General features: G+C 66.0%; 22 protein-coding genes. 12 read left to right on the forward strand and 10 right to left on the reverse strand.

Annotated features, from left to right (window positions below):
- From ACSFBF_RS11410 to ACSFBF_RS11455, 10 genes are all read left to right on the forward strand, one after another.
- Positions 1 to 633 carry a DUF502 domain-containing protein gene (locus tag ACSFBF_RS11410; protein ID WP_093057479.1) on the forward strand — a complete coding sequence of 211 codons (633 nt, stop codon included), beginning with the start codon at positions 1 to 3 and terminating at the stop codon, positions 631 to 633.
- 39 nt (positions 634 to 672) lie between these two features.
- Positions 673 to 2,478, forward strand: a complete 1,806-nt coding sequence (gene aspS / locus ACSFBF_RS11415) for an aspartate--tRNA ligase (RefSeq protein WP_093057480.1) — start codon at positions 673 to 675, stop codon at positions 2,476 to 2,478.
- A 13-nt stretch (positions 2,479 to 2,491) separates the two neighbouring features.
- Positions 2,492 to 2,968, forward strand: coding sequence for a dihydroneopterin triphosphate diphosphatase (nudB, locus tag ACSFBF_RS11420; protein ID WP_435466928.1), 477 nt, complete (start codon positions 2,492 to 2,494; stop codon positions 2,966 to 2,968).
- A 2-nt stretch (positions 2,969 to 2,970) separates the two neighbouring features.
- On the forward strand, positions 2,971 to 3,735 hold the full coding sequence (locus tag ACSFBF_RS11425; RefSeq protein ID WP_435467414.1) for an endonuclease/exonuclease/phosphatase family protein: 765 nt from the start codon (positions 2,971 to 2,973) through the stop codon (positions 3,733 to 3,735).
- Between the two features lie 73 nt (positions 3,736 to 3,808).
- Positions 3,809 to 4,540 carry a GTP cyclohydrolase I gene (folE, locus tag ACSFBF_RS11430; RefSeq protein ID WP_093057483.1) on the forward strand — a complete coding sequence of 244 codons (732 nt, stop codon included), beginning with the start codon at positions 3,809 to 3,811 and terminating at the stop codon, positions 4,538 to 4,540.
- Positions 4,541 to 4,543: 3 nt separating this feature from the next.
- A complete protein-coding gene (locus ACSFBF_RS11435; protein WP_093057484.1) occupies positions 4,544 to 4,966 on the forward strand; it encodes a BLUF domain-containing protein in 423 nt (140 codons plus the stop codon).
- Between the two features lie 10 nt (positions 4,967 to 4,976).
- Positions 4,977 to 5,858, forward strand: coding sequence for an EamA family transporter (locus ACSFBF_RS11440; RefSeq protein ID WP_435466931.1), 882 nt, complete (start codon positions 4,977 to 4,979; stop codon positions 5,856 to 5,858).
- A 4-nt stretch (positions 5,859 to 5,862) separates the two neighbouring features.
- Positions 5,863 to 6,684, forward strand: coding sequence for a DUF429 domain-containing protein (locus ACSFBF_RS11445; RefSeq protein WP_435466932.1), 822 nt, complete (start codon positions 5,863 to 5,865; stop codon positions 6,682 to 6,684).
- Positions 6,685 to 6,808: 124 nt separating this feature from the next.
- On the forward strand, positions 6,809 to 7,006 hold the full coding sequence (locus ACSFBF_RS11450; RefSeq protein WP_435466934.1) for a CsbD family protein: 198 nt from the start codon (positions 6,809 to 6,811) through the stop codon (positions 7,004 to 7,006).
- Positions 7,007 to 7,072: 66 nt separating this feature from the next.
- A complete protein-coding gene (locus tag ACSFBF_RS11455) occupies positions 7,073 to 7,591 on the forward strand; it encodes a BON domain-containing protein (protein WP_435466936.1) in 519 nt (172 codons plus the stop codon).
- Positions 7,592 to 7,665: 74 nt separating this feature from the next.
- Here ACSFBF_RS11455 and ACSFBF_RS11460 read toward each other — a convergent pair whose 3' ends face one another.
- From ACSFBF_RS11460 to ACSFBF_RS11485, 6 genes are all read right to left on the reverse strand, one after another.
- Positions 7,666 to 8,238, reverse strand: a complete 573-nt coding sequence (locus ACSFBF_RS11460; RefSeq protein ID WP_435466938.1) for a ferritin-like domain-containing protein — start codon at positions 8,236 to 8,238, stop codon at positions 7,666 to 7,668.
- The gene (locus ACSFBF_RS11465; RefSeq protein ID WP_435466940.1) at positions 8,235 to 8,744 is read right to left on the reverse strand and encodes a hypothetical protein; all 510 of its coding nucleotides are present in this window, start codon (positions 8,742 to 8,744) and stop codon (positions 8,235 to 8,237) included. Before ACSFBF_RS11465 ends, ACSFBF_RS11460 begins: the two co-directional genes overlap by 4 nt.
- Entirely contained in the window at positions 8,731 to 9,114 is a 384-nt protein-coding gene (locus tag ACSFBF_RS11470) for a hypothetical protein (RefSeq protein WP_435466942.1), read from the reverse strand. Before ACSFBF_RS11470 ends, ACSFBF_RS11465 begins: the two co-directional genes overlap by 14 nt.
- A gap of 41 nt (positions 9,115 to 9,155) precedes the next feature.
- The gene (locus tag ACSFBF_RS11475; RefSeq protein ID WP_093058053.1) at positions 9,156 to 9,533 is read right to left on the reverse strand and encodes a hypothetical protein; all 378 of its coding nucleotides are present in this window, start codon (positions 9,531 to 9,533) and stop codon (positions 9,156 to 9,158) included.
- 53 nt (positions 9,534 to 9,586) lie between these two features.
- Positions 9,587 to 9,751 carry a DUF1328 domain-containing protein gene (locus ACSFBF_RS11480; protein WP_007837165.1) on the reverse strand — a complete coding sequence of 55 codons (165 nt, stop codon included), beginning with the start codon at positions 9,749 to 9,751 and terminating at the stop codon, positions 9,587 to 9,589.
- 196 nt (positions 9,752 to 9,947) lie between these two features.
- On the reverse strand, positions 9,948 to 11,267 hold the full coding sequence (locus ACSFBF_RS11485) for a CHASE3 domain-containing protein (RefSeq protein ID WP_435466944.1): 1,320 nt from the start codon (positions 11,265 to 11,267) through the stop codon (positions 9,948 to 9,950).
- A gap of 131 nt (positions 11,268 to 11,398) precedes the next feature.
- Here ACSFBF_RS11485 and ACSFBF_RS11490 point away from each other — a divergent pair, with 131 nt between their 5' ends.
- Positions 11,399 to 12,031, forward strand: a complete 633-nt coding sequence (locus ACSFBF_RS11490; protein ID WP_007837167.1) for a response regulator — start codon at positions 11,399 to 11,401, stop codon at positions 12,029 to 12,031.
- A 52-nt stretch (positions 12,032 to 12,083) separates the two neighbouring features.
- Here ACSFBF_RS11490 and ACSFBF_RS11495 read toward each other — a convergent pair whose 3' ends face one another.
- The gene (locus tag ACSFBF_RS11495) at positions 12,084 to 12,497 is read right to left on the reverse strand and encodes a response regulator (protein WP_435466946.1); all 414 of its coding nucleotides are present in this window, start codon (positions 12,495 to 12,497) and stop codon (positions 12,084 to 12,086) included.
- A gap of 255 nt (positions 12,498 to 12,752) precedes the next feature.
- Here ACSFBF_RS11495 and ACSFBF_RS11500 point away from each other — a divergent pair, with 255 nt between their 5' ends.
- On the forward strand, positions 12,753 to 14,771 hold the full coding sequence (locus tag ACSFBF_RS11500) for an AsmA family protein (protein WP_435466948.1): 2,019 nt from the start codon (positions 12,753 to 12,755) through the stop codon (positions 14,769 to 14,771).
- Here the strand turns inward: ACSFBF_RS11500 and ACSFBF_RS11505 are convergent.
- The 3 genes from ACSFBF_RS11505 to gpmA form a co-directional block, all read right to left on the reverse strand.
- On the reverse strand, positions 14,768 to 15,532 hold the full coding sequence (locus ACSFBF_RS11505) for a HesA/MoeB/ThiF family protein (protein WP_435466950.1): 765 nt from the start codon (positions 15,530 to 15,532) through the stop codon (positions 14,768 to 14,770). The two genes, ACSFBF_RS11500 and ACSFBF_RS11505, sit on opposite strands and share 4 nt — an antisense overlap.
- A gap of 13 nt (positions 15,533 to 15,545) precedes the next feature.
- Positions 15,546 to 16,988, reverse strand: a complete 1,443-nt coding sequence (locus tag ACSFBF_RS11510) for a S41 family peptidase (protein WP_258355242.1) — start codon at positions 16,986 to 16,988, stop codon at positions 15,546 to 15,548.
- A 125-nt stretch (positions 16,989 to 17,113) separates the two neighbouring features.
- The gene (gene gpmA / locus ACSFBF_RS11515; RefSeq protein WP_435466952.1) at positions 17,114 to 17,857 is read right to left on the reverse strand and encodes a 2,3-diphosphoglycerate-dependent phosphoglycerate mutase; all 744 of its coding nucleotides are present in this window, start codon (positions 17,855 to 17,857) and stop codon (positions 17,114 to 17,116) included.
- Positions 17,858 to 17,917 lie beyond the last annotated feature (60 nt).

Here is a 17,917-nt window from a genome sequence, read left to right on the forward strand (position 1 = left end):
ATGCTCGCCCTGCGCAAATGGCTGCTGTCCGGCCTGTTGGTCATCGTGCCGCTGGTCATCACGCTCGGCGTGCTGAACTGGATCATCGGCACGCTCGACCAGACGCTATGGCTGCTGCCTGAACAATGGCAGGTCTGGCTCAGCGATCACAAGGTGCGCGGCCTGGGCGTGCTGCTCACACTGGCCATCCTGCTGGTGGTGGGCGCCACCGCCAGCAACTTTGTCGGCAAGCGCCTACTGGGCTGGGGCGACGCCGTGGTGCGCCGCATTCCGGTGGTGCGCTCGATCTACTCCAGCGTCAAGCAGGTGTCGGACACGCTGTTCTCCGAGAACGGCAATGCCTTCCGCACGGCGGTGCTGGTGCAATGGCCGCGCGAAGGCGTGTGGACCATCGCCTTCGTCACCGGCGCGCCCGGCAACGAAGTTGCTGAACACCTCGGCGAAGAGGAATTCCTCAGCGTCTACGTGCCGACCACGCCCAACCCCACGGGCGGCTACTTCGTGATGCTCAAGCGCAGCGACTGCATCGAACTGAAGATGAGCGTGGACGAAGCGCTCAAGTACATCGTCTCGATGGGGGTGGTCGTTCCAGGCGGCCCCACCACGGTGGCGGTGAAATCTTCCAACTCATAAAAGAACGAACGCGCCCACAAGGCGCCGGAATGGATTCCTATGGCCATGCGTACTCACTATTGCGGTCTCGTGACCGAAGCCCTGCTGGGCCAAACCGTCACCCTGTGCGGCTGGGTCAACCGTCGCCGCGACCACGGCGGCGTGATCTTCATCGACGTGCGTGACCGCGAAGGTTACGTGCAAGTGGTGTGCGACCCCGATCGCGCATCCACCTTCGCCGTGGCCGAGAACCTGCGCAACGAGTTCTGCGTGCAGATCACGGGCCTTGTGCGCGCACGCCCCGAAGGCACGACCAACGACCAGCTCAAGAGCGGCAAGATCGAAGTGCTGTGCCACGAACTGAAGGTGCTGAACCCCTCGGTCACGCCCCCGTTCCTGCTGGACGACGACAACCTGTCGGAAACCACCCGCCTCACGCACCGCGTGCTCGATCTGCGCCGCCCGGCCATGCAGCGCAACATGATGCTGCGCTACAAGGTGACGATGGAAACGCGCAAGTTCCTCGATGCCAACGGCTTCATCGACATCGAGACGCCGATGCTCGGCAAGTCCACGCCCGAAGGCGCGCGCGACTACCTCGTGCCCAGCCGCGTGCACGACGGCAGCTTCTTCGCGCTGCCGCAGTCGCCCCAGCTGTTCAAGCAGCTGCTGATGGTGGCCGGCTACGACCGCTACTACCAGATCGTGAAGTGCTTCCGCGACGAAGATCTGCGCGCCGACCGCCAGCCCGAATTCACGCAGATCGACATCGAGACCTCGTTCCTTGCCGAAGAGGAAATCCGCGAGATGTTCGAAGGCATGATCCGCAACGTGTTCCGCAACGCCGCGGGCATCGACCTGCCGGTGTTCCCGACCATGACGTATGCCGACGCAATGTTCAAGTACGGCTCGGACAAGCCCGACCTGCGCGTGAAGCTCGAATTCACCGAACTCACCGAGTTGATGAAGCGCGTCGAGTTCAAGGTGTTCTCGAATGCCGCCACCATGACCGGTGGCCGCGTGGTGGCGCTGCGCGTGCCCGGCGGCGGTGCCGAGGGCGGCCTGTCGCGCGGCGAGATCGACGCGTACCAGGAATTCGTCAAGATTTATGGCGCCAAGGGCCTGGCCTACATCAAGGTCAACGACGCCCAAGCCGGCCGCGAAGGCCTGCAAAGCCCGATCGTCAAGAACCTCGACGACAGCACGCTGGCCGAGATCATCGCCCGCACGGGTGCGCGCAACGGCGACATCCTGTTCTTCGGCGCCGATAAAGAGAAGGTCGTCAACGACGCCATTGGTGCACTGCGCGTCAAGATCGGCCACAGCGCATTCGGCAAGAAGGCGGGCCTCTTTGACGACCGCTGGGCACCGCTGTGGGTGGTGGACTTCCCGATGTTCGAGTTCGACGAGGAAGGCCAGCGCTGGAGCGCCGTGCACCACCCGTTCACCGCACCGAAGGACGGCCATGAAGACCTCATGGACACCGCCCCCGAGAAGTGCATTGCCAAGGCCTACGACATGGTGCTCAACGGCATCGAAATGGGCGGCGGTTCGGTGCGTATCCACCGCGAGGAAGTGCAGAGCAAGGTGTTCCGCGCGCTGAAGATCAGCGCCGAAGATGCACAGCTCAAGTTCGGCTTCCTGCTGGACGCGCTGCAGTACGGCGCGCCGCCGCACGGCGGCATCGCCATCGGCCTGGACCGCCTCGTCATGCTCATGACTGGCGCCGAGTCGATCCGCGACGTGATCGCCTTCCCCAAGACCCAGCGCGCGCAAGACCTGCTGACGCAGGCGCCGAGCCCGGTCGACGAGAAGCAGCTGCGCGAGCTGCACATCAAGCTGCGCAACACGCCCCAAGCTGCCTGATGGCTTGATGCACATGACGACCAGCCCCCGGCCCTGGAAGATCCCGGAGTCGGTGCTGGTCGTGATCCACACGCCGGCGCTCGACGTGCTGCTTATCCGGCGTGCGGATGCCGAGACCGACTTCTGGCAATCGGTCACCGGCAGCAAGGACGCGGCCGACGAGCTGCTCGCGCTCACTGCGGCGCGCGAGGTTGCCGAGGAAACCGGCATCCAGTGCGGCGAAGGCACAGCGCTGGCCTCGCAGCTGGTCGACTGGCAACTGCGCAACGTCTACGAGATCTATCCGCGCTGGCGTGCACGCTACGCGCCCGGTGTCACCCACAACACCGAGCACCTGTTCGGCCTGTGCGTGCCCGAGCGCCTCACGCCCACGCTAGACCCGCGCGAGCACACCGACTGGCGCTGGTTGCCGTACCACGAAGCAGCAGACGCCTGCTTTTCCCCGTCGAACGCCGAAGCCATTCTGTTGCTGCCAGAATTTGCGCGATGACGATGAACCAGCCGGCAGCAGTGGCGCAGAACCTCCGGGTCGCGACCTACAACATCCACAAGGGCGTTCAGGGCATCGGACCCGCACGGCGGCTCGAAATCCACAACCTCGGCCACGCCATCGAGCAGCTCGACGCCGACATCGTCTGCCTGCAGGAAGTGCGCAAGATGAACCGACAGGCGGCCGCGCGTTTCGCGCGCTGGCCCGAGCTGCCGCAGGCCGACTTCCTCGCGCCCGAGGGCTACACCGCCGTCTACGAGACCAATGCCGTCACGCGCCACGGTGAACACGGCAATGCGCTGCTCACGCGCTGGCCGGTGCTGCGAACCAGTCACCAGGACATTTCCGACCACCGCTTCGAACAGCGCGGACTGCTGCACGTGGTGATCGACGTGGAGGGCCGGCGGGTGCATACCATCGTGGTGCACCTCGGGCTCATCAAGGGCAGCCGGGTGCGGCAGATTGCCCGCCTGCGCGAGTTCATCGACCGCGAGGTGCCGCCCGACGAGGCCGTGGTGGTGGCAGGCGACTTCAACGACTGGGGTGCGCGCATGCGCTACGCCATGAACGCCATGGGCCTGCGCGACACCAGCGACCTGCGCGGTCCGCGCACGCTCACTTACCCATCGCGCCTGCCGGTGGCGCAGCTCGACTTCGTCTATGGACGCAGGCTGGAGCCGCTGGCCTGCAACGTGCCGCGTGGCCCGATCTGGGCCCGCATGTCCGACCACCTGCCGCTGGTGGCCGATTTCGCGCTCCTCAATTGATAGCATTGCTCCAAGAAGGGACGGGCGTTGCGGGCCCGAATGTCTGGAGCCATTCACTGGTACGATCCCCGCCATGCTGAGGAAAACCGACGTCGACCCGCGCCCCGATCGAAACGACGATGACGAGGGTACGCCCGTCTCCGTGAAGATCCGCGAGCGCCTCACCGCAGCGCGCAAGCGCTTCAACGCCAACGACAACATCGCCGAGTTCATCGAGCCCGGCGAGCTTGAGGCCTTGCTCGACGAGGTTGAGGTCAAGATGAAGGGCGTGCTCCAGAGCCTGGTCATCGACGTCGAGAACGACCACAACACCGACAACACCGCACGGCGCGTCGCCAAGATGTACCTGAACGAGGTGTTCCGCGGCCGCTACGTGGCGCCGCCCTCGCTCACCGAGTTTCCCAACGCCGAGCACCTGAACGAGCTGATGATCGTCGGCCCGATCACCGTGCGCAGCGCCTGCTCGCACCACTTCTGCCCGATCATCGGCAAGCTCTGGATCGGCGTGATGCCCAACGAGCACACCAACGTGATCGGCCTGTCGAAGTACGCGCGCCTGGCCGAGTGGGTCATGGGCCGTCCCCAGATCCAGGAAGAAGCCGTGGTGCAGCTGGCCGACCTGATCCAGGAAAAGACGCAGCCCGACGGCCTTGCGCTGGTCATGGAAGCCGAGCATTTCTGCATGGCCTGGCGCGGCGTGAAGGAAATGGACAGCAAGATGATCAACTCCGTGATGCGCGGCGTGTTCCTCAAAGACCCGAGCCTGCGCCGCGAATTCCTTTCTCTCCTTCCCCGAAAGAGCTGAGCCATGCTGGTCCGACTTCTCTACGCCAGCCGCGCCGTCGACACCAGCCCCGAGGCCATCGAGGCGATCCTCGCGCAATCGCGCACGCACAACACGACCTGCGGCATCACCGGCATCCTCTGCTACGGCGCCGGCACCTTCCTGCAGGCCATCGAGGGCGGCCGCATGGCCATCAGCGAGCTCTACGGCCACATCCAGCGCGACGCGCGCCACAAGGACGTGGTGCTGCTGCATTACGAAGAGATTTCCGAGCGCCGCTTCGGCGGCTGGACGATGGGGCAGGTCAACCTGTCGAAGCTCAATGCCTCGACGTTGCTGAAGTACTCCGAGAAGCCCGAACTCAACCCGTACGCGGTGTCGGGCAAGGTTTCGCTGGCGCTGCTCGAAGAGCTGATGGCCACCGCTGCCATCGTCGGCCGCCACTAGTCCGGCAGGGGTGCCGCTCTCCGCATTCGCGCTGATCCTGCTCGCCGGGATCGTTCACGCAGGCTGGAACATCGCCGCCAAGAAGGCGAATGGCGATGCGCGTTTCAGCTTCCAGACCAGCGTGTTCAACATGCTCATCTGGGCGCCCGTGGGCATCACGTTGGGTTGGAACGTGGTGCCCGGCTGGGGCCTGACCGAGTGGGGCTTCGTCGTGCTCAGCGGCGTGCTGCACATCTTCTATTTCATCGTGCTGCTGCGCGGCTATCGCAAGTCGGACCTCACGGTGGTCTACCCGCTGGCGCGCGGCTCTGGGCCGCTGCTGTCGTCGCTGGTGGCGGTGCTCTTCCTGGGCGAGAAGATCAGCGTGGTCGGCGTGGCTGGCATCGCCGGCGTGGTGGGCGGCGTGTTTCTCGTTGCGGGTGGGCCCAAGCTGTGGCGCAAGGCGCATGACCCGGCGCAGCGCGAGCGCGTGCACAAGGGCATTCGCTACGGTGTGCTGACCGGTGGCTTCATCGCGGCGTACACCGTGGCCGACAGCTACGCGGTCAAGTTCCTTGCGATGTCGCCGATCCTGCTCGACTACTTCGGCAATCTCGTGCGCATGGTGTTGCTGGCGCCCGTCGCGCTGAAGGACCGTGCAACCACCGTGCGCATGTGGCGCGAGCAGTGGAAATACGCGCTGCTGGTGGCGGCGGTCAGCCCGGTGTCGTATGTGCTCGTGCTGTACGCGGTGCAGCAGGCGCCGATCTCGCACGTCGCGCCGGCGCGCGAGGTGTCGATGCTGTTCGCCGCATTGATCGGCGGCCACCTGCTGCGCGAAGGCGACCGGCTGCTGCGGCTGCTGGGCGCGCTGTTCATCGCCGCCGGGGTGGTGGCGCTCGCGATGGGCTGAGGCGATGGTGCTGTTCGGCTGCGACTTCTCCAGCGCGCCAACGGCACGCAAGCCGATCGTGATCGCTGTCGGAGAACTGGCCGCTGCCGACCGCATTGTGCTCACCAGCCTGCGGCGCTTTGCGACGCTCGAAGCATGGGGCGAATGGCTATGCGCCACGCCGTCCTGGACCGGCGGTTTCGACTTTCCATTCAGCCTGCCGCGCGAACTCGTCGAGCATCTGCGATGGCCACTGCAGTGGGAGCCGCTGATGGCTCACTACGCCAGCCTGAGCCGTGCCGAAATCCGCGAGACCTTCGCCGCGTTCTGCGCGGCGCGCCCGGTCGGCGGCAAGTTCGCGCACCGTGCGACGGACGGGCCCGCGGGCTCCAGCCCCTCGATGAAATGGGTCAACCCGCCGGTGGCCTACATGCTTCATGCGGGCGTGCCGCGCCTGCTGGCGGCTGGTGCGCGCATTCCTGGCCTGCACGCAGGCAGCAGTGCCGACCGCATTGCGCTGGAGGCCTATCCCGGCCTGCTGGCGCGCGAGCTGATCGGGCGCCGCAGCTACAAGAGCGACGACCTGCAGAAGCAGACGCCCGAGCGCCGCATCGCACGCACCGACTTGCTGGCCGCGCTCGAGGCCGGAGCAACCCGCCTCGGCCTGCGGCTCTCCATCACCAAGCCCCAGCGCGCCGAACTGCTGGCCGATGCCCGCGGCGACGACATCGACGCGGTGCTGTGCCTTGTACAGGCGGCCTGGGGCCTGTTGCGCGCCGACAGCCCCGGCCCGGGCCACGGCCTGCCGGAATTCGACCCGCTTGAAGGATGGATCGTCACCGCCTGAGCCTTGTTGTCCTACACCGCTTCGGGCTTCCGTCGGCATTCACTGTCACTGGCGGGGGCCTAGATTGAAATCAGTGGGTCATTCCGGCCCACGAATTTCACCATCTGATCAGGAAGGAAACGACATGAACAAGGACCAAGTGGCAGGCCGCGTCGAAGAGGCCAAGGGCAAGCTGAAGGAAGTCACCGGCAAGGTCGTCGGCAACGAAAAACTCGAGGGCGAGGGCATTGCCGATCAGGCTGCCGGCAAGGTGCAGAAGACCTACGGCGACATCAAGGAAAAGACCAAGGACGCGATCAAGTCGGGCGCCGACAAGTTGTGACCGAACGGGGCGGCGGGCATCTCCCCGCAGCCCTTTTCAATTTCCGTGAGTGACTGGAGGATTCCCATGAACAAATCGAATCAACACATCGCCATGCCGCATTCGCGTGCGTGGCTTGCCGTGCTCGTGGCCGGCGCGGCGCTGACGCTGGCCGCCTGCGACAAGGCCGACAATCGCTCTGCGGGCGAGAAGCTCGACAGCGCGGTGGCAAAGACCGAGAAGGCCGCCGATACCGCGGCTGCCAAGACCGGCGAGGCCGTGAAGGACGCCACGGCCAAGGTCGAGTCATCCAGCACCACCGCCGAGGTGAAGGAAGGCATGACCAATGCCAAGGAAGCTGCCAAGGACGCCGGTGCAGCAGTGAGCGCGACGGTGAACGATGCCGCCATCACGGCTTCTGTGTCCGCGGGTCTGGCCAAGGACCCGGATCTGAGCGCGCTCAAGATCAACGTCGACACCAAGGGCGGCGCGGTGAGCCTGAAGGGCCCGGCACCCACGGCGGCAGCCAAGGCTCGTGCCGAAGAGATCGCCAAGGGCGTGCAGGGTGTGACGTCGGTGAGCAACCAGCTCGAAGTGAAGAGCTGATTGATCGCCCTGGCACTTTGCCCATGAAAAAGCCCGGTTCGACCGGGCTTTTTCATGGGTGGGGCACGCAGCCTTCAGTGACCGAGCCAGTCCTTCAGCTCGTCGGCATGCTCTTCCTCGTCGGAGAGGATGTCTTCGAGCATGCGGCGCGTGGTCGGGTCCTTGTCGCCGATCAGCGCGATCATCTGGCGGTACGACTCCACGGCGATGCGTTCCGCGATCAGGTTGGCGCGCACCATCGCCTGCAGCTCGGTCGATTCGTCGTAGGCCGCATGGCTGCGCTCCAGCAGGTGCGAGGGCGCGAAGTCGGGCTCGCCGCCGAGTTGCACGATGCGCTCGGCAATGCGGTCGGCATGGCCCGACTCTTCGTTGGCGTGCACCAGGAACTCGTCGGCGATGGCGGGCGATTCGACGCCGTTGGCGGTGAAGTAATGGCGCTTGTAGCGCAGCACACAGACCAGCTCGGTGGCCAGCGCATCGTTCAGCAACTGGACGATGTCGTCGCGCCAGGGGCCGTAGCTGGGGGTGACGGCACCGTCGTCGAGGCTCTTGCGCGCGGCATCGAGGCCGCCCTGGTCGAGCGTCAGGTGCTTGTGTCCGTTGGTCTTGGAGGAAACCTTGGAAATGGAGGAGACATCGGCTTTCATGGAGGGTCCTTTCGTGGGGGGCTTGGGGTCTTCTGCATCAACGTGTTGACGAGGTCAGCCACGTCGGACGTCTTCAGTACCGCCGCCAGCACGGCCGTGGCCGACAGCAGTCGCCATGGCCTGACGAGCACCAGCACCGCGCCGGTGGCAGCGGCGGCTGCCATCAGCTTGGCCGGCTCCTTGCGCGCGTAGTGTTCGAGCAGCGGACGCGCCAGCTGGCCGACCGCATGCGCGGGATGCCGGCGCCACCAGCGTTCCACCACGCTGCGGCCCACACCGAGCCACACGTTGTTTCTTCCTCCTCCTTCGCTTCTTCCTCTTTCTCCTCGCGGGTTGCGCGGGTGCCGGTCATGCGGTGGCGCAGCGGCCGGGGTTTCGTGCTGCGCGTATTCCAGATCGTCGTTGTCGGGTGCGTCCGCGCTGTCGTTCAGCTGCCGCACAAGCGCGCGGCGCGAGAGGGCCAGGCGCTGCTGCGGCGTGAGGAGATGACGTTCAGCGCTGGCCATGGCGGGCTCCGGTGTCGCGCAAGGCCTGCAGGTCGGCGTCGAGCTGCGAGCGCAGGTCGTCGAAACCGTAGCCCGGCACGGGTCGCGTCGCATACCACGCGCAAATAGCCGCGATCACCACCGCCACGGCCGGCACGGCCACCAGCACCCAGTGAAAGCTGCCGTGCATCACGCCGAGCAGCACGGCCACGCCTATGAGCCCGAGGGCCAGCGTGGCGCTGGCCACCGCCAGCAAGGCCGCCACGAGCCGGGCGACGAGGCTGCGCCCCGCCTGCGCGGATTCCTGGCGGACGAGGGCGGCGTAGTTGGCGAGATGTTCAGCAACGAGTTCCGGATGCCCGAGCACCGTGGAAAAAATCGGATGAAGCATGGTGCCGGGAACCGGTGCAGCGACGGAAATTCAGCAGCGAATCAATAGTCGTCCCGGCTGCGGCGGCTGGCCAGCACGATGAGTGCCGTGATGGCTGCGCCGGCGGCTGCGGCCAGCAGCACGGAGCGCACTGGCTGGTCGGAGATGTAGCGGCCGGTGACGTCGGCAGCCTGTTCGATGCGGCGCTGCGCACGCGCGCTGGTGGTGGACGCGGCGTCCAGGCCGCGCTGGACGGCTTGCTGCACGCGGGCTGCCAGCTGCTCGACGCCCGGTTCGGCATCGCGTTGCAGGTCGCGGACCTTTTCGCCCGCCGCATTCACCGCGTTCTGTGCGTAGGCGCGGGTGGTTTCGACCGCTTCACGCGCGGTCTGGCGCACGTCGTCGGCGAGTTGCGAGGGAGTCTTGGTCGTCGTGTTCATGTGAGGTCCTTTCCGGAAAAATGAAATGCGCAAGCCTGTTGATCGTAACGACGCTACTTGCGTCGTAGCAAGCCGGCAAGGAAGCTCGCAATCGCGAGGATCGCGAAGATCACGAAAAGGATCTTGGCAATGCCCACCGCGCTGGCGGCGATGCCGCCGAACCCGAACAGGGCCGCGATAAGCGCGATGACCAGAAACACCACGGCGTAATGCAGCATGTGGAACTCCTTCGAGGCTTGCCTCGTCGTTATGAAAAACACCCCTCCGGAACCTCGCTGGAGGTCTCGAATGGCATGGGTGCAACCTTAAGTGGGGGCATGCCCCTGACCTGTCAGCGGTCGGGGGCGGGGTGCGTAGGAGATGGCCGAGTCGCTCTGCGCCGGTATGTGCAGGAGTGCCGCTCCTGCAGGCGCCTCAGGCCGGCTTGACGATGGGGAGCATGGCGCTCAGGCGGGTACCCCTGCCCGGCGTCGATGCGACCGTGAGCTTGCCGCGCGCCGCCTCCACCCGATGCCGCATGCCCGCCAGGCCATGCGTCGACGGCCGCATGCGCTGCGTGTCGAAGCCCTTGCCGTTGTCCGCCACTTCCACGATGACGTGGTTGTCGTAGTTCTTCAGCACGATGGTGGCTTCGCTGGCCTCGGCGTACTTGCTGATGTTGGTGAGGCTTTCCTGGACCATGCGGTAGATGGTGAGCTGGCGCGACTCGTCCATGGTCACCGGCTCCAGCACCATCTCGACCTGCAGGCCGGAGCGTTCCCCGAACTCGCGCCCCAGGATCTCCAGCGAGGCGACCAACCCGAGGTTGGAGAGCGACGACGGCCGCAGGTCTTCGATGATGCGGCGCTTGAGCGCGATGCCGCTGTTGAGCAGGTCGGTCAGATGCTGCAGCCGCTGGATCGCGTCGGGCGAGTCCGCCAGCCGCGACTTCAGCCGCGCCACGTCCAGCTTGGCGGCGGTGAGCAGCGAGCCCAGTTCGTCGTGCAGCTCGCGCGCGAGATAGCCGCGCTCGGTCTCGCGCACGTCCTGCAGGTGGGTGGCCAGCTCGGCCAGCGAGGCGGTGCGCTCGCGCACTTCGTCTTCCAGCGCATTGCGCTCGCGCTGCAGGGCCTCCTGCTGGCGCTCGCCGATGGAGTGCAGCGCATGCGTCTGGCGCAGGTACAGGAAGAAGGCGAACAGCGCGGCCAGCGCCACGATGGCGGTGCCGATGCGCGCCAGCTGCAGCGAGCGCAGCACCTGCTCCTGGCTCTGGTGCAGGGTGACGTTGCTGATCTTCACCAGCTCGCCCGCCGTCGCGCGGATGGAGTCCATCTCCTCGCGGCCCACGTCGGTGGTGATGACGAACTTCCAGGCGTCTTCCTTGCCGTCCTGGCGCAGCCGCACGCTCATGTCCATCTCGGCCACCTTGCGCAGCACGTGCTTCGACAGCTCGGCCAGCTGTGTGAGTTCGGCCGGACGGCCGGCGTACAGCCGGCGCAGGGTCGCGAGTTGGCCGTCGACCTGCTTGACCGCGTCGTCATAGGGTTTTCGGTAGCTCACCTCACCGGTCAGCAGGTAGCCTCTCTGGCCGGTCTCGGCATCCAGCATGTTCTGCAGGATCTGGTTGAGCGCGCCCCGCATCTGCTGCGCCTCGTCGATGTCGGCGAGGGCGCGGCTCGATTGCCGGTAGCCGGCCTCGTTGATGCCGACGAGGGCCAGCGCAGCCAGCGCCGCGAGCAGCAGGCTCACGGCCATTCTTGGAGGGGCTAACCAGTGCATGAAACTTTCAAGGCTGCGTACTACGCAAGTTCGTGAATAATTGATAACAATCAGGGACCCGGAATGTTGCGACCCGCATGTCCGCAACACAACGAAGAAAGTAACAGATGATCAAAATCGGAATTGTGGACGACCACGCCATCGTGCGATCGGGCCTCCGGCAGTTCTTCTCCGAGCACGTGGACCTGCGCGTGGCGGGTGAAGCAGCCAGCGGCCGCGAGGCGATCGAGCTGGTGCGCACCACGGAGCTGGACGTTCTGGTCATGGACCTTTCGATGCCCGGTCAAAGCGGTATCGACGCGCTCGCCATGATCCGCGCCAAGGCGCCGGACGTGGGCATCCTCATATTGAGCGGCTACCCCGAAGAGCACTACGCGATGAACCTGATCCGCCAGGGCGCGAGCGGCTACCTCAACAAGGAATGCGATCCCATCGAGATCGTCAACGCCATCCGCACCATCTCGCTGGGCCGTCGCTACATCACGCCCGCCGTGGCCGAACTGCTGGCCCGCCAGCTCGACCGTAAGGACGACGCCGCGCCGCACGAGCAGCTCTCGGAGCGCGAGTTCCAGGTGTTCCTGAAGCTCGCCAAGGGCGAGACCGCCGGCGACATCGCCAAGACGCTGTCGCTGTCGGTGAAGACCGTGAGCACCTACCGCACGCGCCTGATGGAGAAGATGAACCTCTCCTCCAACAGCGACCTCACCTACTACGCGCTGAAGAACAAGCTGATCGATTGAGATCGGCCAGGGAGCGGAAAGAGTGGGGAGGGAGCCCAACGCGGCTTCTTCCTCAACCCGCCCCGGGGGTCCCGGGCGAGGGGTGCAAGGCCTTGGCCTGCACGATGCAGAAGTCGACCAGCGCGTCGATTTCGTTCGACTTGTCGAACACCGCGTCGACCCCGAACTCGGCGCAGCGCCGCCGGATGTCGGGCGTCGCATAGTTGCTGAGCACCACCACCTTCTGCACCGGCTTGCGCGACTGGCAGGCCTGGAGCACGCCCAGGCCGCTGCCCTGCTTGAGAAAGAGATCGACGATGACGAGGTCCCACTCGCCATCGTGGCCGAGCAGCCATGCGCGTGCGCCGCTTTCGGTTTCGGCGAAGCCGACGACCGTGGTAGAGGTGAGTTCTTCCAGCGTGCCAATGAGGTTTTCACGGATCGTGAGGTTGTCTTCTACGACGTAGGTCTGCAATCTGGAATCCATGCCGAACCGCGCTTCCTCTCAGGTTGACAGGTGCATTCGCAGCGCCCCTCTGGTGCAAATGCCTGCCAGCATGGACTTTGAGGCGTTGCGGTGGCAGATCATGCAAGCTTCGGCGCGTGGCTCTTGTAGGCGAGGTCCGACGCGTGCACTCGCAAGGTCGCAAAAGTCTGCAAAGTGCATTCGTAGGCAATGCCTCACGGTTTCTGCGGCCCATCGCCGACCCGGGCGGCACGATCATTCGAGTTACAACGACCCATGGCAACGAACGCAACGAACATCCTGCGCAACCGACCGCTCTGGCAGAAGCTGGTGGCTTGCGTCGTGCTGCTGTTCGCGGCGCTGGTCATCGGGTTGGCCTTTTTTCCTTGGGACATGCTGCGCGAGCCGGTCAACCGCTATGTCAGCGAGAAGACCGGGCGCAAGTTCGAGATCACGCGGCGGCTCGACGTGGGCCTTGGCTGGCGGCAGGCCACGGTCAAGTTCGACGGCATCGAGTTCGCCAACCCCTCGTGGGCGCGCGATCCCTACCTGGTCAAGGCGGATCGCGCCGAGTTCGACATCCGCATCTGGCCGCTGATCGCCAGCAAGATCGTCATTCCGCGGCTTGCGCTTTTCTCGCCCACGCTGGGCCTGCAGATGGAGGCGGACGGGCGCCGCACCTGGGCGCTAGGCAAGGACACCTCCGACGGCGGCACCGTGCCCAGCATCGGCCTGATGCAGGTCGACACCGGCGCGGTCGACTTCCTGGCCAAGCACCTGGGGGTCGATCTGCACGCCGACCTGAGCTACGACAGCAGCCGCGGCGAGATGCCGCTCAATTACCGCATCAAGGGCCGCTACAAGGGGCAGCCGCTGACCGCCAGCGGGCGCACCGGCAACGTGCTGCAGATCAACGCCGCGGGTGCGCCGCCGTTTCCGATGGAGATCAACGCTGCCGCCGGCCAGACCCAGCTGAAGGCTGCCGGCACGGTGGCCGAACTGTCGGGGCTCGACGGCATCGACGCCAAGTTCGAAATCAAGGGCCAGACGCTGGGCGCCTTGTTCCCGCTGCTGGGCATCGCGCTGCCGCAGACCTCGCCCTACGCCCTGAGCGGCAGCCTGGGCAAGCGCGGCAAGCTGTGGCAAGCCACCGGCCTCAAGGGCAGGCTGGGCCTGTCCGACATCGCCGGCGACATGCGCTTCGACCAGGCCGGCCAGTTGCCGCACTTGGCGGGCGACCTGCGTTCGCGCGTGATGGACATGGACGACCTCGGCCCGCTGATCGGCCTGCCGCCCACGGCGCGCACCGCCGCCACCGTGGAAGGCGTGGCTCCGCCGCCGACCATCACCCAGGTCAAGCGTCCGGGCGGCAAGGTGCTGCCCACGGCGCCGCTCGACTTCGAACGCCTGCGCGCGATGAACGCTGACGTGAAGTACACGGCAGACCGCATCCGGAACGTGCGCGACGTCCCGCTAGACAGCGGCAGCGTGCAGGTCAAGCTGGTCAACGGCGTGCTCACCCTCGACCCGCTCGACCTGGGCGTGGCCGGCGGCAAACTGAGCGGTGCGATCCGCATCGACGCATCGAAGAACCCGGCGGACATCCGCGCCTCGCTCGACGTGCGGGCGATGCAGCTCGCCCGGCTGTTCCCCAAGCTCGAGACCACGGGCAACAGCGTGGGCCGGCTGGACGGGCGCATCAACCTGTCGGGCTCCGGCAGCAGCGTGGCCAACTGGCTGGGGGGCGCGTCTGGCGACGTAGCGGTCATTTCGGGGCGCGGCCAGTTCGGCAACCTGCTGCCGGTGTTCGCGACGCTGGTGGGTGGCGACATCATCAAGTTCATGCTGCGTGGCGACCGCAACGTCGAGTTGCGCTGCGCTGCCTTGGCCTTCGACGTGAACAAGGGGCTGATGACCGGGCGCACGCTCGTGGTGGACACGACCAACGCCGTGTTCATCGCCACCGGCCAGGCCAACCTGGCGACAGAGGGGCTCGATTTCGTGGTCCGGCCGGAGCCCAAGAGCAAGAGCATCCTGTCGATCCGTACGCCGCTGGTGGTGAGTGGCACGCTCGGCGATCCGAAGGGCGGCGTGGAGGTTGGGCCCCTTGCCGGGCGCGGGCTGGCCGCGTTGGCGCTGGGCGCCATCAATCCGCTGCTGGCGCTGGCCGCGACCATCGAGCCCGGCCCGGGCGTGGATTCCGATTGCAAGGGCGTGCTGGCACAGGCCAACAAGCCCACGGCCGGTGCGGCGGCCAACGGCGCCGCCCGCGCAAAAGGGGCAAAGCAGCCTTAGAGGGGGAGGGCGGGGCGCTGCGCGCAGACGCTGCAGTGCGGGTCGCGCGCCACGCGCAGCGTGTCGAAAGAGGTGCTGCGCCCGTCGAACATCAAGAGCTTGCCCGCCAGCGACGGGCCGATGCCAGCCAGCAGCTTCAATGCCTCGCTGGCCTGCAGCGTGCCGATGGTTCCGACCACGGGGCCGAACACTCCGAGCACTGCACAGCGCGTTTCCTCGAAATCCGCATCGGGCGGGAACAGGCAGGCATAGCAGGGCGAGGCGGCATCGCGGGTGTCGTAGACGCTCAGCTGACCGTCGAAACGGATTGCCGCACCCGCCACCAGCGGCTTGCCGTGGGCCACGCAGGCGCGGTTGACGGCCTGCCGGGTGGCGAAGTTGTCGCAGCAGTCGACCACCACGTCGGCCTGTGTGACCAGGCGCGACAGCAGCGCCTCGTCGGCGCGCAGGGCGTGGGTTTCGATGGCGATGTCGGGGTTGATGTCGCGCATGGCCTGCGCGGCGGATTCGACCTTGGCAAGGCCCACACGCGCGTGGGTGTGGGCGACCTGGCGCTGGAGATTGGTGAGGTCGACGTCGTCGTCGTCGACCAGCACGATGTGGCCGACACCCGCTGCCGCAAGGTACAGGGCCACCGGCGAACCCAGCCCGCCAGCGCCTATGACGAGAACCCGTCCGGCACTGACGCGCTCTTGCCCGTCGATGCCGAATTCCTCCAGGAGGATGTGGCGCGAATAGCGCAGCAGCTGGCTATCTTCCATGCGCCACCGGCTCTCAGTTCTCTTTCTTCTCTTCCTTGTTGTCGACGATGACCTGCGTCTTGCTGACCAGCACCGGCTGGCCCTTCAGGCGGTTGAGCGCCTGCACCAGCGGAAAGTCCTTGTCGGTACCGAACTCGGGCACTTTGCGGTCCTGCGGCGGCTTCTTGGCTTCTTCCTCGAGGCGCTTGCGGGCTTCGTCGCGGGCCTTTTCGCGTTCCGGGTCCTTGACTTCAGGGCCCTGGCCGCTGGCCAGGTGCTTCTCGAGGTCGGCCTCGCGCATGCGCAGGGCGGCAAACGGGCTGCCTTCGGCGCTTTCGTCGATCAGCACGTTGGGCACGATGCCCTTGGCCTGGATCGAGGTGCCGCTAGGCGTGTAGTAACGCGCCGTGGTGATCTTCAGGCCGGTGTCCGGGCCGAGCGGGCGCACCGTCTGCACCGAGCCCTTGCCGAAGGTCTGGCTGCCCATGATGGTCGCGCGCTTGTGGTCTTGCAATGCGCCGGCCACGATTTCGCTGGCCGAAGCCGAGCCTTCGTTCACCAGCACCACCAGCGGCACGCTCTTGAGCGCGGCCGGCAGGCTGCGCAGCGGGTCGCTGCCCGAACGGCGCTGGTAGAACTCCGGTGCCGCCTTGTAGACCGACTTGCTTTCGGCCAGCTGGCCGTCGGTGGTGACCACCGTGACGTTCTCGGGCAGGAAGGCCGACGACACCGCCACCGCCGCGTCGAGCAGGCCGCCCGGGTCGTTGCGCAGGTCGAGCACCAAGCCCTTGAGGTTCGGGTCTTCCTTGTACAGGTCGTCGATCTTCTTGACGAAGTCGTCGACGGTGCGTTCCTGGAACTGCGACAGGCGGATCCAGCCGTAGCCGGGCTCCATCATCTTGCCGCGGACCGACTGCGTGCGGATTTCTTCGCGCGTGATCGTCACGGGGAAGGTGCGGCTCTCGTCCTTGCGGAAGATGGTCAGCAGCACCTTGGTGTTGGCTTCGCCGCGCATGCGCTTGACCGCCTCGTTCAGCGACAGGCCGCGCACGGCGGTGTCGTCGATCTTGGTGATCAGGTCATTGGGCTTCAGGCCGGCGCGGAAAGCAGGGGAGCCTTCGATGGGCGAGACGACCTTGATGAGGCCGTCTTCCTGCGAAATCTCGATACCCACGCCGACGAAGCGGCCGGTGGTGCCTTCCCTGAATTCCTTGAAGGACTTCTTGTCGAAGTACTGGGAATGCGGGTCGAGGCCGGCAACCATGCCTGAAATGGCGTCGGAGATGAGCTTTTTCTCGTCGACCGGCTCGACGTAGTCGCTCTTGACCATGCCAAAGACGGCAGCGAGCTGCTGCAATTCCTCGAGCGGCAGTGGCGCAAGCGAACCGCGTGCGACTGTCTGCAACGAGACGGTGGTCAGGACGCCTGCTACGGCGCCGGCGGCGACCCAGCCGGTGATCTTCAGTTTCTGGCCCATCATGAGTGGTTGTCCTTGTCGGCGGCTGTCGAACCAATATACACAGCTTGGAAGCAATTTGTTTGCCGGGGTTCCACGGGTGGAGCGCCGGACGGGGGCTTTTAGGGCGGTCTTTACCGGTCTTTTCAGCCCTTGCCTTGCGATGCCACCGCTGCGGCTGCCTTTTCGGCGGCTGCGGCATCGCCGAGATAGTAGTGGCGCAGGGGCTTGAGGTCGTCGTCGAGCTCGTAGACCAGCGGAATGCCGTTCGGGATGTTCAAGCCGACGATGGCGTCGTCCGAGATGCCGTCGAGGTACTTCACCAGCGCCCGGATCGAGTTGCCATGGGCCGCCACGACCAGGCGGCGCCCGGTGCGGATGGCGGGCGCCATCGATTCGTTCCAGAAGGGCAGCACGCGCGCCACCGTGTCCTTCAGGCACTCGGTCAGCGGAATCTGTTCGGGCGGCAGCTTGGCGTAGCGTACGTCGCCGCGCTCGCTGCGCGGATCGTCGGCTTCCAGCGGCGGGGGCGGGGTGCCGTAGCTGCGGCGCCAGACCAGCACCTGCTCGTCGCCGTATTTCTTGGCGGTTTCGGCCTTGTTCAGGCCCTGCAGGCCGCCGTAGTGGCGCTCGTTGAGGCGCCAGGAATGGACCACGGGCAGCCAGGTGCGGTCGAGTTCGTCGAGCGTGTGCCACAGGGTGCGGGTGGCGCGCTTGAGCACGCTCGTGTAGGCGACGTCGAAGTCGTAACCTTCGGCCTTGAGCAGTCGGCCGGCCTGTTTGGCCTGCTCCACGCCGGTCTCGGTCAGGTCGACGTCGGTCCATCCGGTGAAGCGGTTTTCTAGATTCCAGGTGGATTCGCCGTGACGGATCAATACCAGTTTGTGCATGTGGGAGGCCTTTGGCTGCGCTTGCGAAACCTCGCATTCTAAAATCCCCGGTTTGCCATT

This window comes from Variovorax nivicola, from assembly GCF_051216475.1.
Lineage (GTDB): Bacteria > Pseudomonadota > Gammaproteobacteria > Burkholderiales > Burkholderiaceae_C > Variovorax.

What these genes read in the sequence shown, in the direction of transcription:
- folE (WP_093057483.1), top strand. Translation starts at nt 3,809, where the DNA reads ATGCTGAGGAAAACCGACGTCGACCCGCGCCCCGATCGAAACGACGAT.
- ACSFBF_RS11500 (WP_435466948.1), top strand. Translation starts at nt 12,753, where the DNA reads ATGGCAACGAACGCAACGAACATCCTGCGCAACCGACCGCTCTGGCAG.
- ACSFBF_RS11425 (WP_435467414.1), top strand. Translation starts at nt 2,971, where the DNA reads ATGAACCAGCCGGCAGCAGTGGCGCAGAACCTCCGGGTCGCGACCTAC.
- ACSFBF_RS11505 (WP_435466950.1), bottom strand. Translation starts at nt 15,532, where the DNA reads ATGGAAGATAGCCAGCTGCTGCGCTATTCGCGCCACATCCTCCTGGAG.
- ACSFBF_RS11490 (WP_007837167.1), top strand. Translation starts at nt 11,399, where the DNA reads ATGATCAAAATCGGAATTGTGGACGACCACGCCATCGTGCGATCGGGC.
- ACSFBF_RS11410 (WP_093057479.1), top strand. Translation starts at nt 1, where the DNA reads ATGCTCGCCCTGCGCAAATGGCTGCTGTCCGGCCTGTTGGTCATCGTG.
- ACSFBF_RS11475 (WP_093058053.1), bottom strand. Translation starts at nt 9,533, where the DNA reads ATGAACACGACGACCAAGACTCCCTCGCAACTCGCCGACGACGTGCGC.
- ACSFBF_RS11465 (WP_435466940.1), bottom strand. Translation starts at nt 8,744, where the DNA reads ATGGCCAGCGCTGAACGTCATCTCCTCACGCCGCAGCAGCGCCTGGCC.
- ACSFBF_RS11495 (WP_435466946.1), bottom strand. Translation starts at nt 12,497, where the DNA reads ATGGATTCCAGATTGCAGACCTACGTCGTAGAAGACAACCTCACGATC.
- ACSFBF_RS11445 (WP_435466932.1), top strand. Translation starts at nt 5,863, where the DNA reads ATGGTGCTGTTCGGCTGCGACTTCTCCAGCGCGCCAACGGCACGCAAG.
- nudB (WP_435466928.1), top strand. Translation starts at nt 2,492, where the DNA reads ATGACGACCAGCCCCCGGCCCTGGAAGATCCCGGAGTCGGTGCTGGTC.
- gpmA (WP_435466952.1), bottom strand. Translation starts at nt 17,857, where the DNA reads ATGCACAAACTGGTATTGATCCGTCACGGCGAATCCACCTGGAATCTA.
- aspS (WP_093057480.1), top strand. Translation starts at nt 673, where the DNA reads ATGGCCATGCGTACTCACTATTGCGGTCTCGTGACCGAAGCCCTGCTG.
- ACSFBF_RS11470 (WP_435466942.1), bottom strand. Translation starts at nt 9,114, where the DNA reads ATGCTTCATCCGATTTTTTCCACGGTGCTCGGGCATCCGGAACTCGTT.
- ACSFBF_RS11480 (WP_007837165.1), bottom strand. Translation starts at nt 9,751, where the DNA reads ATGCTGCATTACGCCGTGGTGTTTCTGGTCATCGCGCTTATCGCGGCC.
- ACSFBF_RS11510 (WP_258355242.1), bottom strand. Translation starts at nt 16,988, where the DNA reads ATGGGCCAGAAACTGAAGATCACCGGCTGGGTCGCCGCCGGCGCCGTA.
- ACSFBF_RS11485 (WP_435466944.1), bottom strand. Translation starts at nt 11,267, where the DNA reads ATGGCCGTGAGCCTGCTGCTCGCGGCGCTGGCTGCGCTGGCCCTCGTC.
- ACSFBF_RS11460 (WP_435466938.1), bottom strand. Translation starts at nt 8,238, where the DNA reads ATGAAAGCCGATGTCTCCTCCATTTCCAAGGTTTCCTCCAAGACCAAC.
- ACSFBF_RS11450 (WP_435466934.1), top strand. Translation starts at nt 6,809, where the DNA reads ATGAACAAGGACCAAGTGGCAGGCCGCGTCGAAGAGGCCAAGGGCAAG.
- ACSFBF_RS11455 (WP_435466936.1), top strand. Translation starts at nt 7,073, where the DNA reads ATGAACAAATCGAATCAACACATCGCCATGCCGCATTCGCGTGCGTGG.
- ACSFBF_RS11435 (WP_093057484.1), top strand. Translation starts at nt 4,544, where the DNA reads ATGCTGGTCCGACTTCTCTACGCCAGCCGCGCCGTCGACACCAGCCCC.